Annotated in this window: 10 protein-coding genes; 8 read left to right on the plus strand and 2 right to left on the minus strand. The window is 35.3% G+C overall.

Annotated features, from left to right (window positions below; translation table 11 throughout):
• The first annotated feature begins 33 nt into the window (after positions 1-33).
• Both rho and EG358_RS02810 read left to right on the plus strand, forming a co-directional pair.
• The gene (gene rho / locus EG358_RS02805) at positions 34-1,899 is read left to right on the plus strand and encodes a transcription termination factor Rho (RefSeq protein WP_076557210.1); all 1,866 of its coding nucleotides are present in this window, start codon (positions 34-36) and stop codon (positions 1,897-1,899) included.
• 258 nt (positions 1,900-2,157) lie between these two features.
• Complete coding sequence (locus EG358_RS02810; protein WP_076557212.1) at positions 2,158-2,754, plus strand: superoxide dismutase; 597 nt, start codon at positions 2,158-2,160, stop codon at positions 2,752-2,754.
• 54 nt (positions 2,755-2,808) lie between these two features.
• Here EG358_RS02810 and EG358_RS02815 read toward each other — a convergent pair whose 3' ends face one another.
• Positions 2,809-3,228 carry a DUF6146 family protein gene (locus tag EG358_RS02815; protein ID WP_076557214.1) on the minus strand — a complete coding sequence of 140 codons (420 nt, stop codon included), beginning with the start codon at positions 3,226-3,228 and terminating at the stop codon, positions 2,809-2,811.
• A 49-nt stretch (positions 3,229-3,277) separates the two neighbouring features.
• Positions 3,278-4,477 (minus strand): endonuclease/exonuclease/phosphatase family protein, encoded by a 1,200-nt coding sequence (locus EG358_RS02820; protein ID WP_076557216.1) that lies wholly within the window; start codon positions 4,475-4,477, stop codon positions 3,278-3,280.
• A gap of 242 nt (positions 4,478-4,719) precedes the next feature.
• On the opposite strand from EG358_RS02820, the gene EG358_RS02825 reads away from it, so the two are divergent.
• From EG358_RS02825 to EG358_RS02850, 6 genes are all read left to right on the plus strand, one after another.
• Positions 4,720-7,449, plus strand: a complete 2,730-nt coding sequence (locus EG358_RS02825; protein ID WP_076557218.1) for a TonB-dependent receptor — start codon at positions 4,720-4,722, stop codon at positions 7,447-7,449.
• Positions 7,450-7,461: 12 nt separating this feature from the next.
• Complete coding sequence (locus tag EG358_RS02830) at positions 7,462-9,540, plus strand: DUF5689 domain-containing protein (protein ID WP_076557219.1); 2,079 nt, start codon at positions 7,462-7,464, stop codon at positions 9,538-9,540.
• 131 nt (positions 9,541-9,671) lie between these two features.
• Positions 9,672-10,301, plus strand: a complete 630-nt coding sequence (locus EG358_RS02835; protein WP_076557221.1) for an NAD(P)H-dependent oxidoreductase — start codon at positions 9,672-9,674, stop codon at positions 10,299-10,301.
• A gap of 29 nt (positions 10,302-10,330) precedes the next feature.
• Entirely contained in the window at positions 10,331-11,908 is a 1,578-nt protein-coding gene (nadB, locus tag EG358_RS02840; RefSeq protein WP_076557223.1) for an L-aspartate oxidase, read from the plus strand.
• A 20-nt stretch (positions 11,909-11,928) separates the two neighbouring features.
• Positions 11,929-12,789 carry a carboxylating nicotinate-nucleotide diphosphorylase gene (nadC, locus tag EG358_RS02845; RefSeq protein ID WP_076557225.1) on the plus strand — a complete coding sequence of 287 codons (861 nt, stop codon included), beginning with the start codon at positions 11,929-11,931 and terminating at the stop codon, positions 12,787-12,789.
• A 212-nt stretch (positions 12,790-13,001) separates the two neighbouring features.
• Positions 13,002-15,644: a TonB-dependent receptor gene (locus tag EG358_RS02850; protein ID WP_076557227.1), complete on the plus strand. Its 2,643-nt coding sequence runs from the start codon at positions 13,002-13,004 to the stop codon at positions 15,642-15,644.
• The last annotated feature ends 36 nt before the right edge of the window (positions 15,645-15,680 follow it).

The raw sequence follows: 15,680 nt of genomic DNA on the forward strand, positions 1-15,680 counted from the left end.
CTTACTCACAACTAATTACATTTTTACATAAATATGTTTAACATAGAAACGTTAAGGTCAAAATCTGTAACGGAATTGACTAAAATCTTAAAAGATTTGGGCGTTAAGGTTGCAAGAACCAGCAATGAAAATGATAAAATTTTTGCTATTCTAGATTTTCAGGCTTCCAACCCTAAAGTTACAAAAGATTATTTCAATACCACAGAAACCCCTGCTGCTGTTACAGAAGAACAACCGGCAGAGAAGGTAGTAAAACCTGCTCCCAAAAAAGCTGCTCCAAAAAGAACGGCAAAGCCTAAAGCGGTAACGGAGCCAAAAGAAACACCGCCTGCAACTGCACCGGAAGAGATAAAAACAGAAGAAGCCCCTGCTGAAGAAGTAAAAGCTGAAGCTGAAACTAAAGAAAGTGCTCCTGAAGAGAAACCAGCTTCTTCTAATAACAGGCAAAAAAGAAAAAGAGTTTCGCCTCCAGCACAAAATAGTGAAATTGAAGTAAAAGGAACATTAGAACTTCCTTTAAATATAGATTCTCAGCCAAGTGCACCTGCACAAGCTAAAGAAGAAAGACCTAAAAGACCGCAACAAGCACAGCAAGGTCAGCCTCAAAATCAAAAAGGTCAAAATAATCCACAACAAAACAGTGGAAATTCTCAAAATCAGAATCAAAACCAGAACCGGAATCAAAATAACAACCAGAATCCTAATCAAAATCAGAACAGACAGCAACATGCTGAAAGACCTGAAAGACAAGAGGAGCAACACGAACAGAAGAAAGAGTTCAGCTTCGACGGAATGGTTAGTATTGAAGGGGTTTTGGAAATTTTACCAGACAACTACGGATTTTTACGTTCATCAGACTTCTCTTATATTTCGTCACCGGATGACGTGTATGTTTCGACAGCACAGATCAGAAATTTTGGTTTAAAAACCGGAGATACGGTAAGAGGAATTGTAAGACTTCCGAAAGAAGGCGAAAAATATTTTTCATTATTAAAGCCTATTGAAGTTAACGGACGTGATTTAGCATATATTAAAGATCGTGTAGCTTTTGAATATCTTACGCCATTATTCCCTGAAGAGAAATTTAATCTTTCGGGAGATAATTCTACGATGTCAACAAGAATTGTAGATCTTTTCGCACCTATCGGGAAAGGGCAAAGAGCAATGATCGTTGCTCAGCCAAAAACCGGTAAAACAATGTTGCTTAAAGATATTGCCAATTCTATCGCAGCCAATCACCCTGAAGTTTATATGATGGTTCTTTTGATCGACGAACGTCCTGAAGAAGTTACCGATATGGAAAGAAGTGTGAATGCAGAGGTAATTGCTTCTACATTTGATGAAGCTGCAGATAAGCACGTAAAGGTTGCTAATTTAGTTTTAGCAAAAGCCCAAAGAATGGTAGAATGTGGCCATGATGTGGTGATTCTTTTAGATTCAATTACAAGATTGGCAAGAGCATATAATACAGTAACTCCTGCATCCGGGAAAGTACTTTCCGGTGGTGTTGATGCAAATGCTCTTCACAAACCAAAAAGATTCTTCGGAGCTGCAAGAAAAATTGAAAATGGAGGGTCGTTAACGATTATTGCAACCGCTTTAATTGATACAGGCTCTAAAATGGATGAAGTTATTTTTGAGGAATTCAAAGGTACCGGAAACATGGAACTTCAATTAGACAGAAAAATTGCCAACAGAAGAATTTATCCTGCTATCGATTTGGTTTCTTCAAGTACAAGAAGAGACGATTTATTGCTTGACGAAGTAACTTCTCAGAGAATGTGGATTTTCAGAAAGTATCTTTCAGAAATGAATCCTATCGAAGCAATGGAATTTGTCAACAAAAACATCAGAGGAACTTTAAATAATGAAGAGTTCTTGATGTCAATGAACAGATAATAAAGTATTTTTACTTTGAAAATATAAAATCAGTCAAATTTTGACTGATTTTTTTGTTTAAACTTCTTTAAGCTGATATTTGAATTTCTCGAAAACGGAAAAGCTTTACTTAATAATAGTAATTTAAAATAATATTTCCGCAATATTTTCCTCTCTTTTTGTTATTATCAATGTTAAAGATTTATTAAAATAATCTTCACTTTTTGATATTGGCTTAAATATTGGCTAACTTTGAGTCATAACATTAAAAATAAATTTATGTCATTTGAATTACCAAAATTAGGATATGCTTACGAAGCTTTAGAGCCAACAATAGATGCAAAAACAATGGAAATCCACCATTCAAAGCATCACCAAGCGTATGTTGACAACTTAAATAAAGCGATTGAAGGAACTGATCTAGACGGATTAACTATTGAAGAAATCTGCAGAACAGGTGTTGAAAAACCAGCTGTAAGAAATAACGGTGGTGGTCACTTCAATCACTCTCTTTTCTGGGAAATCTTAACTCCAGGAGGAAGCAAAGAACCTGTAGGAAGTGTAAAAGCTGCTATTGAAAATTATGGTGGTCTTGAAAAATTCAAAAATGATTTTTCTGAAGCTGCTAAAACAAGATTTGGTTCAGGTTGGGCTTGGTTAGTAAAAAATGAAGATGGATCTGTGTCTGTAACTTCTACTCCAAACCAAGATAATCCGTTGATGCCGATTGCTGATGTAAAAGGAACTCCGGTTTTAGGATTGGATGTTTGGGAACACGCTTATTACTTAAACTATCAAAACAGAAGACCTGATTATGTATCTGCGTTCTTCGATGTTGTAAACTGGGATAAAGTAGAAGAATTATTCAACAAATAATCTTTGGTTATTTTAAATATAAAAGGTTCAGAAATTTTCTGAACCTTTTTTATGTTATCTGAAAGTGTCACTCGCACTCAATCCACTCATTCTCAGTTTGTACTTCCAATTTACATAAGCGAAAACCTGATACAGTTTATACTCAAATTTGATTCCGTATTTTTCTCTTGGATCATAATCTATCGAAGATTCGATGATGTTTCGATATCTTCCAGACCTGTAATAAGAATTCCATTCGTTTACCAGAATTGTATTTCTACTTTTTAAATTAGCTTCAGAGTATTGATTAATTGGTTTTGCGATGGCATTCATAAAATAATCAAATTGCGTGTCTATTACAATCAAATCCCATTCTCCATCATCATTTTTTGAAGGTTTCATTGCAGATTCTTCTTTTTCGTTTTTCGGGCTGTTCTGTGCCAATGAATGTACAGGAATAAGAACAGCAAATATTATAATGATTAAATTTTTCATAATGAGTAATTTACACAAAAAAAAGCACTCCAAATAGAGTGCCTTAATTTTATTTTTTGATGTATTCTTTCTGAAGGATCGAAACAGCTGGAAAGTGGTCACTATAGCCACCGGTGAATCGGTCACCATCCCAAGAACGGAGAGGGTAGCCTTTCCATTGTCCTTCTTTATTCACTAAATAAGAAGGTGCATAGATTTCTGCTTTAAAAATGCTGTAAGTAGGAGTAAGTTTTTCCTTTGAGTATAAATTCTGAGAAATAATAATCTGATCAAATAAGTTGGGAGCATCTCTGTATGCTAAAGATGCAACTCCTGCTTTATATAATTTGTACATTAAATTATAGTAAGGAGTTTTATCAGATAATTCGTCGGGATTTTCTACAGCACCTAAATGTTTTTTCAAACTTGGGCTTACCGGATCGTCATTGTAATCTCCCATTGAGATTAACTTTATTCCGGGATATTCTGCAGATAATTTAGCCATTTCTGCTTTCAAAACGACTGCAGCTGCATTTCTTCTTGGTTGAGAAGCTGCTTCGCCACCGCTTCTTGATGGCCAGTGATTCATGAAAACTGCAATTTTTTCACCATCTAGAAGTCCGACTGCTACCAAAACATCTCTTGTGTATTGTCTTCTTCCATCTTCGTTGTAAGCTTTTATTTCTTTGGTGTAAGAATTTTGAACTAAAAATCTGTTTTTCTGGTAAATGAGTGCAATGTCAATTCCTCTGGCATCGTACGAATTGTAGTGTACAATACCATAATTGCTTTTCGCTAAAACCGGCTGTTTAATAAGATCTTCAATTACCTGTCTGTTTTCTACCTCAATCAGGCCACAGATGGCAGGGTTGTCATTGGTATATTGTCTGCCAAGTTCAGAAATAACTTTTGCTTCATTGGCTAATTTTTGATTATAATACTTTGTTCCCCATCTTTTAGGGCTGTTTGCCGTAAAGTCGGTCGCTAAGATTTGATGACGTATCACCTTTTTTCCTATCAAAAGCTCATTACTCCATTCTCCTTTGTAATCTTCTGTAGTTTCTAAAAATTTTAAAGAATCGATGGGTACGCTTCTGTGAAATTTGGGATTAGAAAAAGGGAGTGTTCCGTCAATATAGTCTGCGGATGGTATGGTATCCCAAAGATTTTCTACATTCAGGAAAGCTACGGCTGCTCTTTTAACTTGTTTCTGCTGAGAAAACCCAAAATTAAAAAATAATACAGCCAGAAGAATAATATATTTTTTCATGTTCATGTTATTAAAATATTCAAAAAATAGAGGCGCTAAAATTACAATTTTTTAGATTATACAGACATTAAATTATCGTAACACTATTTTTGGGATTTCTGATCTAAATGTCAGTTTTTTTAGGATCATTACGGTTTGTTAAGAATAATTAATAGAATAAAGTACTGTAAATGTTTTAATTGATGAAAATAATACTAAATTTGTTGCCCCTTAAATAAAGAAGGTGAAAAAATAAGTTTATTATGATTAAAAAACTATCCCTAATCTCTTTGTTTACATTATTGCCTGCATCATATTACTATGCGCAAACCACTGTTTTTGCGTATATTAAAGGTCAGGATGGTAAACCGGTAGAGAGAGCAGAGGTTGATCTTGAACAATCTGTTGATGATGTAACTGCAGACAAAATCGGTTACTTTCAGTTTGTGGATTTAAAACCAGGACATTATCTTATTACTGTTACAAAACCAAATTTTGAATCTAAAGTTTTAGAGTTTGATGTGACGGCTGATGAGAAGAGAAAAGACTTAGGTGTTATTGTACTAGACAATAGTTTGGGAACAGATGCCGGAGTTGTTGTGATTGATGATTCTGCAACTGATACTGAAGACGGAGGTTCTGCTATGCAGCCTACAGTAGGACTTTTAAGTTCAGGTAGAGATGCATTTCAGAATGTTTCTGCTTTCGAGCTGGGTGCTTATTGGTTTAGACCAAGAGGGGTAGATAATCGTTTTGAAGATGTGATGTTTAATGGTGTTTCGATGTCAAAAAATGATGACGGAAGAATCGACTTCAATAACTGGGGCGGCTTGAATGATGTAACAAGATATCCTTACGAAAATGTAGATAATATTACACCTTCAGAATATGCTTTTGGTAACTTGGGAGGTGTTGCTTATTACAATACCAGAGCTTCTTCTTACAGAAAACAAACTTCATTAGCATATTCATTTACCAACAGAAGTTATTTGCACAGAGCGATGGCCACTTATTCTTCAGGAATGAGCAAAAGCGGGTGGGCATTTACATTCTCTGGAAGCAGAAGATGGGGAGATAATGCAATTATTGATGGAGTTTATCAGGATGCTTATGCTTATTTTGCATCAGTTGAGAAAAAATTCAGCGAAAGACACTCTATTAACTTTACAGGCTTTGGATCTCCTACTTACAGAGCATCAAACTCTCCAAATACTCAGGAGGTTTATGATATTATGGGTAAAGATTACAACTCATATTGGGGATGGCAAGATGGTGAAAAAAGAAACTCGAGAATCAGAAAAGTATTCGAACCGATGTTTATGCTTACTGATTATTTAAAAATAGGTAAAAACTCAAACTGGATCAATACTGTTTCTTACCAAATCGGAAGCGATGCAAGAAGCAGACTAGACTGGTTCCACGCAGCAGATCCTAACCCTACTTATTACAGAAAATTACCGAGTTTTGGTAATTACACTGCAGACGAATTCAGAGCACAGTCACAAATAGACTGGAACAGCCTTTACAGTGCAAACTACCTTAACAATCAAAATATGGATGGCTCTCAAAGAGGTGCTGTTTATACCATTGTGGAAGATGTAAATAGAGATAAAACATTCAATTTTGCCTCTCACTTCGATACAAGATTGAAGGAAAACTGGAAATTAAATATCAATTTTAATTATCAGAATTTAAGATCAGATAATTTCAGAAGAGTTAAAGATTTATTGGGAGCAAATTTTGCATACAATCTTAATGCATTCAACAACGATGTGCAGTACAATACGGATGATGCAAATACAGAAGTAAGAGTAGGCGACAGAACACAGTATTCTTATGAGCTTTTGAAAGATCATTATTCATTAAATGTTTCGTCAGAAGTAGATTTCAATAAATTTAATGTTGTAGCATCTATCTTCAGTTCTTACTCACAATCTCAGCGAGAAGGTGATTACAGAAGCGGAATTATAGCTTTTAAAGATAATTCTAAAGGGAAAAGTAAGGTTTATGATGCTTTAGATGCAGGTATTAAAGGTAAAATTACCTATAAAATCAATGGTAAAAACTTCATCGTTTATAATGGTGCGTTCTTTAGCTTAGCTCCGACACTTAATGAATTGTACATCAACCCGAGAGCGGTAGATTATTTGACTCCCGGAGTTAAAAATCAGGTTATAAATTCGAATGACTTGAGTTACATAATGAGAGGGCAAGTTCTTAAACTAAGATTGTCAGCTTATTATACAACAATAAGCAACTCTACAGAAATTTCAAGATATTATGCTGCGGTAAGTAATGAAACAGGATCTGTAAATACTTTGATTAATGAGGCAATGAGCGGAGTTGATAAAAGATATATGGGAGCAGAACTAGGTTTTGATGTTAAAATTACTCCTACATTGAATGCGACTGGTGTTGCGAGTGTTGGGGAATATAAATACACAAATACACCACAAGTGTATTCATTTGATGATTTAAATAATTTCAGAAGCTACGGTTCTGCAAATATCAAGGATTATAAAGTTGCCGGTACTCCTCAAAAAGCATTTTCTTTAGGATTAAAATACAATTCGCCAAAATATTGGTGGGTAGGTGCCTCAGCAAATTATTTGATGGATCAGTATCTTGATTTCTCAGCATTAAATAAAACGGCTGCTATGTACACCAATCCGTTAACGAATGATCCTTACGAGGGAGTTACTCCGGAGATTATTCAGCAGTTAACAAGACAGACCAAATTTGATGATCAGTTTATGCTGAATGCCAATGCAGGGAAATCTTTCCTTATCGGTAAATACAGAATGGGGATCAGTGTATCAGTAAATAATATTTTGAATAACAGAAATTATGTGACTGGAGGTTTTGAGCAAGGTAGAGCTGCGAATTTTCCGCAAGTTCTTGAAGAGTCTCAGAGACAAACACCTTATTTCGGACCAAAACTTTGGTATGATAGAGGAACAACATTCTTTACAAATGTTTATTTAAGATTCTAAAACAAAACAACTATGAAAAAATATAATTCTATTCTAAAATATATTTTCGTGATGATTGCAGCGTTGGTAATTACCGGTTGTGTACACGATGATAAATATAACGAGCCCAATCTTGATGGGTATCAATGTGCAGATCTTACTGCAACAATGACGCTTACTCAACTGAGAGCAAAATACGCTTCTACGGCAACTACAGCTTTTGTTTTTCCAGATGATTCAAAAGATGTAATAGAAGGATATGTTTCGTCTACGGATGAAACAGGAAATATTTACAAAACAATTTATATTCAGGATAAACCTGAAAATCCTACACAAGGGTTTGTCATCAGTGTAGATGCTGTAAGTACTTATACACAATATCCTCAGGGTTCTAAAATCTATGTGAAACTTGCAGGATTGGCTTTGGGAACTTATGGTGGTGTTGTGCAATTAGGTGTAAAAACCGGAACTGAAACACAGGCAACTTCAGTATCAAGAATTCCTGAAAAACTTGTTCCGTCTAGGGTTTTTAGGTCTTGCTCTATTAGAGAAAATATTATTCCTAAGATTATGACTTCAGTGCAGATGGTTTCTGCAAACGATCAGTATATCGGATGTTTAATTCAGATGAATAATGCTGAATTTGACAATAGAATCTTATGTACAAACTTTGCTCCGAATGGAGTTACTGTTGATAGAATTATTAGAGATAACAGTACTACAACAGCCAGAGTGGTAAGAAATAGTGGTTATGCATCATTTGCTAATCAAACTTTGCCATCAGGAAATGGTAAATTTGTAGGTATTTATAGCAAATTCAACAGTACTTACCAAATGTACATCAACAAAGTTACAGATCTAGACATGACTAAATTCCCAAGAATCGATGGTATTGCATCAAACCCTTGTGAATACAGTGATAATGGTTTAACTCAAAAAACTGTTGCTGAGGTTAAACAATTGGCAGCGAGTCCTCTTACTTTAATTACAGGTGATTTTGTATTAAAAGCAAAAGTAATCGCTAATGATAAATCTGGAAACCTTTTCAAATATATTTATGTTGAAGATGCTACAGGAGGTATCAGAATTAATATCGACAAATCTGATATGTACAATGATCCTAGATTTATTTTAGGTAAAGAAGTTTATGTAAAACTTAAAAACTTATATGTAGGAGCTGTTAATGGAGAAATTCAGTTGGGTGTTCCATTCAGTGGAGCTGTTGGTAGAATCGCTGAGGCAGATGTTTACAAATATTTCTTCGATTCTAAAAAAGCAATTACTGCAGTTACTGCTACAGAAAGAACAATTACTCAGTTTACGATGGCTGATGTTGGGAGATGGGTTAAGATCAAAGATCTTCAATTTATTGCCGGAGATTTAGAAAAAGTATATGCTTCTGGAGCGGTAACTAACAAAACTTTAGAAGACTGTTCAGGAAATAAAGTTTTATTGAGAACGAGTAATTTTGCTGATTTTGCAGGTCAGGTTATTGAAGCTGGAAAAGGTGATGTATACGGTGTTTTAAGCGTATTTAATGGCACTTACCAGTTGTGGATTACCGATATTCTAGGGGCGGATCTTGATAACCCCAGATGTGACGGCTCTGTTTATGTACCACTTCCTGTATTATATAAAGAAGAGTTTGCAGCAGGAGGTTTCAGCTCAGATTGGGCAACTGCAAATGTGACCGGACCAAATCAGTTTTGGAAAACTTCAAACCAAGGCAACGGAACCAATTATTATGCGATAATGAATGGTTTTGCTTCTGGAAATAATGTTAACGAAGACTGGCTGATTTCTAAAGCAGTAAGCTTAGTAGGAAAAACCAAAGCAGCAGTAAGTTTTACATCTGACGTAAATTATTCTGGACCTGCTCTTCAGGTTTACGCTACAGAAAATTATACAGGAGATCCCGCAACAACTAGTTGGGTAGCTTTACCAGCATTGTTAGATACGAATAATAGCGGATTTGGTGACTGGGTAAGCTCAGGAAATGTAGATCTTTCAGCATTCTTAGGGAAAAATGTAAGAATTGCATTCAAATATACTTCAACTACTTCCGCAGCGGCAACGTGGGAAATTGATGACTTCAAAATTAAAGGTCAGTAATTAGCTGATTCATTTAGATTTATAAAAGATCTGTCTCACCATTGAGGCAGATCTTTTTTATTTATAAAATTTCCAAATAGAATCTTATTTAAAAGAGGCTTTATTCAGCATCAATTCTTAAATTTGTTGTTATGAATTATTTGGAAGCTTTAAGCAGAAGATATTCTGTGAAAAAATTTAATCCCGAAATGATCATTCCGCAGGACACCCTTCTCAATATTCTTGAGTCCGGTAAACTGGCGGCGAGCTCTTTGGGGCTTCAGCCTTATAAAATATTCGTAGTACAGAGCCGGGAAATAAAAGAAAAGTTGATACCAGCTTTCTACAATCCTTCTCAAATTTCTACATGTTCGCATCTCATTGTTTTAGTTTCAAAAAAAAATATAGAGGATACATATCTTGATGGTTATTTTAAACATATTTCTGAAGTGCGTGATCAACCTGTGGAACATTTAGATTTATTCAGAAAAAGCATTACAGGTCATTTTAGCAGACAGGAACATGACGATATTTTGAACTGGGCAGAAAAACAATCCTATATTGTCTTGGCCAATTTAATGTATGCTGCAGCAATAGAAAATATAGATACATGCCCGATGGAAGGGTTCAGACAAGAAGAAATTGAACAAATTTTAGATATAAATTCTGAAAAAGAAAAGGTAACGGTTACTTTGGCTTTGGGATACAGATCGGAAGAAGATCAGTTTCAAAACATGAAAAAAGTAAGGAAACCAAACGAAAAATTGTTTAAATTTATTTAATATTTAGACGATTGTCTTAAAGCAAGAATATGATAAAAGCGGATGTATTAGTAATTGGTTCCGGAATTTCCGGACTTTCTTATGCCATAAAAGTTTCAGAACAGCTTCCCGATGCCAAAATAATCATTGTAACAAAATCAGACGAAGACGAGAGCAATACCAAATATGCTCAGGGTGGTTTGGCGGTGGTTACCGATTCTAAAAATGATAATTTCGAAAAGCATATCGAAGATACAATGAGAGCCGGAGACGGTGAAAATAAGCGTAATGTTGTAGAAATGGTGGTGAGAGAAGCTCCTGCAAGATTTAATGAAATTGTAGAGTGGGGCGCCAATTTTGATAAGAAAAATGGTGAATTTGCTTTAGGACGAGAAGGAGGGCATACCGAAAACAGAATTGTTCATCATAAAGATATTACAGGTTTTGAAATTGAAAGAGCATTGCTTCAAACAGTTAAAAACAGTCCGACAATAGAAATTCTCGATCATCATTACGTAATCGATATCATTACACAGCATCATGTTCCCGGAAAAGAATTAAATGAGGGCGAAATCAATTGTTATGGTGCTTATATTTTGGATGAGAAATCAAAAACAATTAAAAAAATCACTTCTAAAATCACTTTAGTTGCCACAGGCGGCGCAGGTCACGTTTATAAAAATACGACAAACCCAACGATTGCGACCGGAGACGGAATCGCTTTCGTAGCCCGTGCAAAAGGAAAAGTGACCAATATGCAATATTATCAGTTCCATCCCACTGCTTTGTACAGCAAGATTGATGGTATGCTATTTTTAATCTCTGAGGCAGTTCGTGGTGACGGCGCAAAATTGAGAACCAAAAGAGGTGAAAAATTTATGCATAAATATGATGCAAGGGAAGAATTGGCCTCCAGAGACATCGTTGCAAGAGCTATCGACGCCGAAATGAAAATTACAGGTGACGAATTTGTCGGTCTAGATTGTCGTGAGATGAGTCAGGAAAAGTTTCTGGAACATTTCCCGAATATCTATAAAAAATGTAAAAGTGAAGGAATAGATCCTTTCGTACAGCTTATTCCGGTAGTCCCGGCTTGTCATTATCTGATGGGCGGAATCGACGTTGATAAAGACGGGCAATCTTCAATAAATAATTTATTTGCTGTCGGAGAATGTACCAACTCGGGTCTTCATGGGGCAAACAGATTGGCTTCCAATTCCTTATTGGAAGGTTTGGTTTTCGGTCATAATGCAGCGATGAAAACGGTAGAATTATTAAAAGAAAACAATTTTAATTTTGATGATCTAAAAGCTGTTCCCGAATGGAATGAAGAGGGAATGAAAATTATTGATGAAATGGTTATTGTTTCTTATCTCAGAAAACAGCTTCAGGAAATGATGAGCAATCTGGTTGGGATTGTAAGAAGCAACAGCAGGCTAAAAATGGCATTGCAGAAACATGCAGAAATCGCTGCCGCCGTTGACGAAATTTATCATTACTCTATCCTTTCGCCTCAACTTTCAGAATTAAGAAACCTGACAACAGTTGCACATCTGATTATCAGCGAATCGATGGAAATGACACAAAATAAAGGAGCATTTTACAATAAAGATTTAGTTCAAGCATAATTGATTAGTACATAAGAATCATGAAAAGACCAAGCTACGCTACCGATAAAGTTTTAAAGCAGTTCATAAAAAATGCTTTAGAAGAAGATATTCAGGACGGAGATCACTCTACTTTATCAACAATTCCTAAAGATCTTGAGCAAAGTGCGAAACTTCTGGTAAAAGAAAACTGTATTTTGGCAGGTGTTGAACTGGCCGAAATTATATTTAAAACGTTCGATAAAGATTTAAAAGTTGAAACATACATCAAAGACGGTGAAGTAGCAAAGACAGGTGACATCGCATTTATTGTCACCGGAAGCGCAAGGTCGATTCTTTCCACTGAAAGACTGGTTCTCAATTGTATGCAGAGAATGAGCGGTATCGCTACTTTGACCCACGATTGGGATTCTAGATTAATCGGTACAAAAACAAAACTTTTAGACACCAGAAAAACGACCCCGAACTTTAGAGTTTGTGAAAAATGGGCAGTTGCTATCGGTGGCGGAACAAATCACAGATACGGATTATACGATATGATTATGTTGAAAGACAACCATATTGATTATAACGGGAGTATTACCAATGCTGTGAAAATGGCCAAAGATTACGTTAAAAAATCCAAGAAAAAACTGAAGATCGAAGTCGAAACCAGAAATCTTGAAGAAGTACAGGAAGCTATTAATGCAAAAGTAGACAGAATCATGCTAGATAATATGGATGTGGCTACAATGAAAAAAGCAGTGAAGCTGATTAATGGGTCATGTGAAAGTGAAGCGTCCGGAGGAATTACTAGAAATCAGCTAAAAGAAATTGCTACCACAGGAGTTACTTATATCTCTGTCGGAGCCCTTACTCATTCGGCAGAAAATATTGATTTAAGTTTAAAAGCTGTTATGTAAAACATTGTATTTTTAATAAAAACAATGGTATTTTGTTAAAAATTAAATAATATGATTTTTTTCACCTCATAATTCAATTTTTGTATTTTATTCTGATAATCAATGCTTTATCATTTGTTAAGAATAGTTAAAAATTAACATTAAGTTAATAATAGTTAAATTTAATTTGTCGAATTTTGCATAAAATTTAATTCTAACTATTACTTACGATTATGAAATTAATCAACAAATCGATGCTAACTGTGTTAATTACGCTTTCTACGGCAAGTGTATATTACGCACAAGAAACTCAAGACACGGTAAAAACCAAGTCTAAAGACATTGAGGAAGTTATTTTACAAGGTGTAACTGATATCGCTAAAGATAGAAAAACACCAGTTGCTGCTTCTACTATCAAAGCGGCACAAATCATCGAAAGATTAGGAAATCAGGAACTTACTGAGATTTTAAACACAACACCATCAGTGTACGCTACAAAATCTGGAGGAGGTTTTGGAGACGGTAGTATTACCATGAGAGGTTTCGAATCAAGAAACATCGCAGTAATGGTAAACGGTATGCCGGTAAATGATATGGAAGGTGGATCAGTTTATTTTTCTAACTGGACTGGTCTTGCTGATGTGACTAGTACGATGCAAGTTCAGAGAGGTTTAGGTTCTTCTAAATTAGGAATTGCTTCAGTAGGGGGTACGATGAACTTTATCACTCGTACTGCTGACATGAAAAAAGGAGGTGCTATAAGACTTGGAGTAGGTAATGATGATTATTTGAAAACTTCATTTGCATATAATACCGGAAAAAGTGATAATGGCTGGGCTTCATCATTTTTGATGAGTAGAACAGCTGGAGGTACTTATATTGAAAATACTGATTTTGAATCATATGCTTATTATTTTGCATTAGGATGGGAGGCTAGCAAAAAGCATAACTTCCAGTTTACTTTGACGTCTTCTCCACAATGGCACGATCAAAGAACATACGCTTCAACGATTTTTAATTATATTAAATTTAATCCAGACAACGATAATACACCATATAGACAGTATAATTCTGATTTCGGATATAAAACTGCGGCTAATGGTGATCGATATGCAATTGCAAACAGATCAAACTATTATTCAAAGCCAGTTATGATGGTAAACTGGGACTGGACGATGAATGAAAAGTCTAAGTTAAGTACAGTTTTATATATGTCTAACGGTAGAGGTGGTGGTACCGGTGACTTAGGTAGAGTTGCAAATAAAGGTATGACTGGTTTCTATGATAACACTGGACATTTTGATTATGATGCAATTTTTGCAGCTAACGCGGCTGTTAATTTAAATAATCCTTCAACACCAGCTAACAGTACTTTGATTCGTAGAGCAAGTATTAACTCTCACAACTGGTATGGTATTTTAGCTAATTTCCAGCATAAAGTAAACGATAACTGGAGTTTCTCAGTAGGAACTGATGACAGATATTATTACGGTTATCATTATCAGGTAGTATCTGACCTTTATGGTGCTACAGGATACAAAGAAAACAAAAATGCTAATGTTGCTCCTTACGTAGCAAGCAATGTTTACGATTACAAAAAACTTTCTTGGAATCCTTTCGGAGGAAGCACAGCACCTATTTCTGACCAAATAGGATATAGTAATGACGGAGAAGTTCTTTGGTACAGTGGTTTTGCGCAAGTAGAATATACTAAAGATAAATTATCTGCATTCTTACAGGGATCAGTTTCAAACCAATCTTATCAAAGAATTGATAACTTTGTAAAAGATGGTGTTACCATGCAACAAGGGCAAACGGTTAATACTAAAACAGGATTCAAAGATTTATTTGGATATAATGTAAAAGGGGGTGCAAACTATAATATTAATGATTACCACAATGTATTTGCTAATATTGGATACTACAGCAAGCAGCCTTTTATGAACTCTGTTTACCCAAGTAACTTACAAGTTGTAAATCCTAACTTAACGAATGAGAAAATTTTCTCTGCAGAAATTGGTTACGGTTTCAGATCACCTAAATTATCAGCAAATGTTAACTTATACAGAACCGAATGGAAAGACAGATGGTTGAGAAGAAGCAATCAAATATTTGAGATTGCTGATCCAGCTGCTCCTGGAGGTGTTGGTACAGTTAACGGATATTCTGAAATCAGTGGAATTACTCAACTTCACATGGGAGTAGAGGTAGATGCGGTTTACAAACCATTCCATTTCTTAGAATTCCAAGGTATGTTGTCTTATGGTGACTACCAATATAAAGGTAACGCTACAGGAACTAATTTTGATGATAACAACAACCCAGTTGCTGTAGTTGGTACAAAAACTACCAATACACTTTATCTAGACGGTGTAAAAGTTGGTGGAAGTAGTAGTAACAGTATTCCACAAGTTACTGCATCTTTAGGTACTACAGTGAGACCAGTGAAAGACCTTAATATCTATGGTACTTGGAGATATGTTGGTAAATTGTATTCTTCAATCGATGCTGCAACATTTACAACTGTAGCTAATCAAGAAAGAGGATCTCTTCAATTGCCGGATTTCAATCTTTTCGATATAGGAGCGTCATTTAAAATCAGATTAAAAAACACAGCTCAGTACTTTACTGTAGGAGCAAACGTTTACAACTTATTTGACACTACTTACATCGCTGATGGAGCAACAAATAATTTTGTTAAAAATGTGGGAGATTTTACAACATCAACAACAGGTGGTGTAACAACAACAGCACAACAGAAATATGATGCTTACATCAACAATCCAGCGAATTTCTACAAAGGAATTGACACTTCAAACAGAGTATTCTTCGGATTCGGAAGAACTTGGGCAGCCAATTTATCTTTCAACTTCTAATAAATTCAAGTTTATTACATATCAAATCCCAGCTTT

Origin of the sequence: Chryseobacterium indoltheticum, from assembly GCF_003815915.1 — a bacterium.
In the GTDB taxonomy this organism is placed as follows: domain Bacteria; phylum Bacteroidota; class Bacteroidia; order Flavobacteriales; family Weeksellaceae; genus Chryseobacterium; species Chryseobacterium indoltheticum.

Excerpts from the sequence above, each read along its gene's own strand:
- EG358_RS02835 (WP_076557221.1), top strand. The coding sequence starts at position 9,672 with ATGAATTATTTGGAAGCTTTAAGCAGAAGATATTCTGTGAAAAAATTT.
- EG358_RS02820 (WP_076557216.1), bottom strand. The coding sequence starts at position 4,477 with ATGAAAAAATATATTATTCTTCTGGCTGTATTATTTTTTAATTTTGGG.
- nadB (WP_076557223.1), top strand. The coding sequence starts at position 10,331 with ATGATAAAAGCGGATGTATTAGTAATTGGTTCCGGAATTTCCGGACTT.
- rho (WP_076557210.1), top strand. The coding sequence starts at position 34 with ATGTTTAACATAGAAACGTTAAGGTCAAAATCTGTAACGGAATTGACT.
- EG358_RS02810 (WP_076557212.1), top strand. The coding sequence starts at position 2,158 with ATGTCATTTGAATTACCAAAATTAGGATATGCTTACGAAGCTTTAGAG.
- EG358_RS02850 (WP_076557227.1), top strand. The coding sequence starts at position 13,002 with ATGAAATTAATCAACAAATCGATGCTAACTGTGTTAATTACGCTTTCT.
- EG358_RS02815 (WP_076557214.1), bottom strand. The coding sequence starts at position 3,228 with ATGAAAAATTTAATCATTATAATATTTGCTGTTCTTATTCCTGTACAT.
- EG358_RS02830 (WP_076557219.1), top strand. The coding sequence starts at position 7,462 with ATGAAAAAATATAATTCTATTCTAAAATATATTTTCGTGATGATTGCA.
- EG358_RS02825 (WP_076557218.1), top strand. The coding sequence starts at position 4,720 with ATGATTAAAAAACTATCCCTAATCTCTTTGTTTACATTATTGCCTGCA.
- nadC (WP_076557225.1), top strand. The coding sequence starts at position 11,929 with ATGAAAAGACCAAGCTACGCTACCGATAAAGTTTTAAAGCAGTTCATA.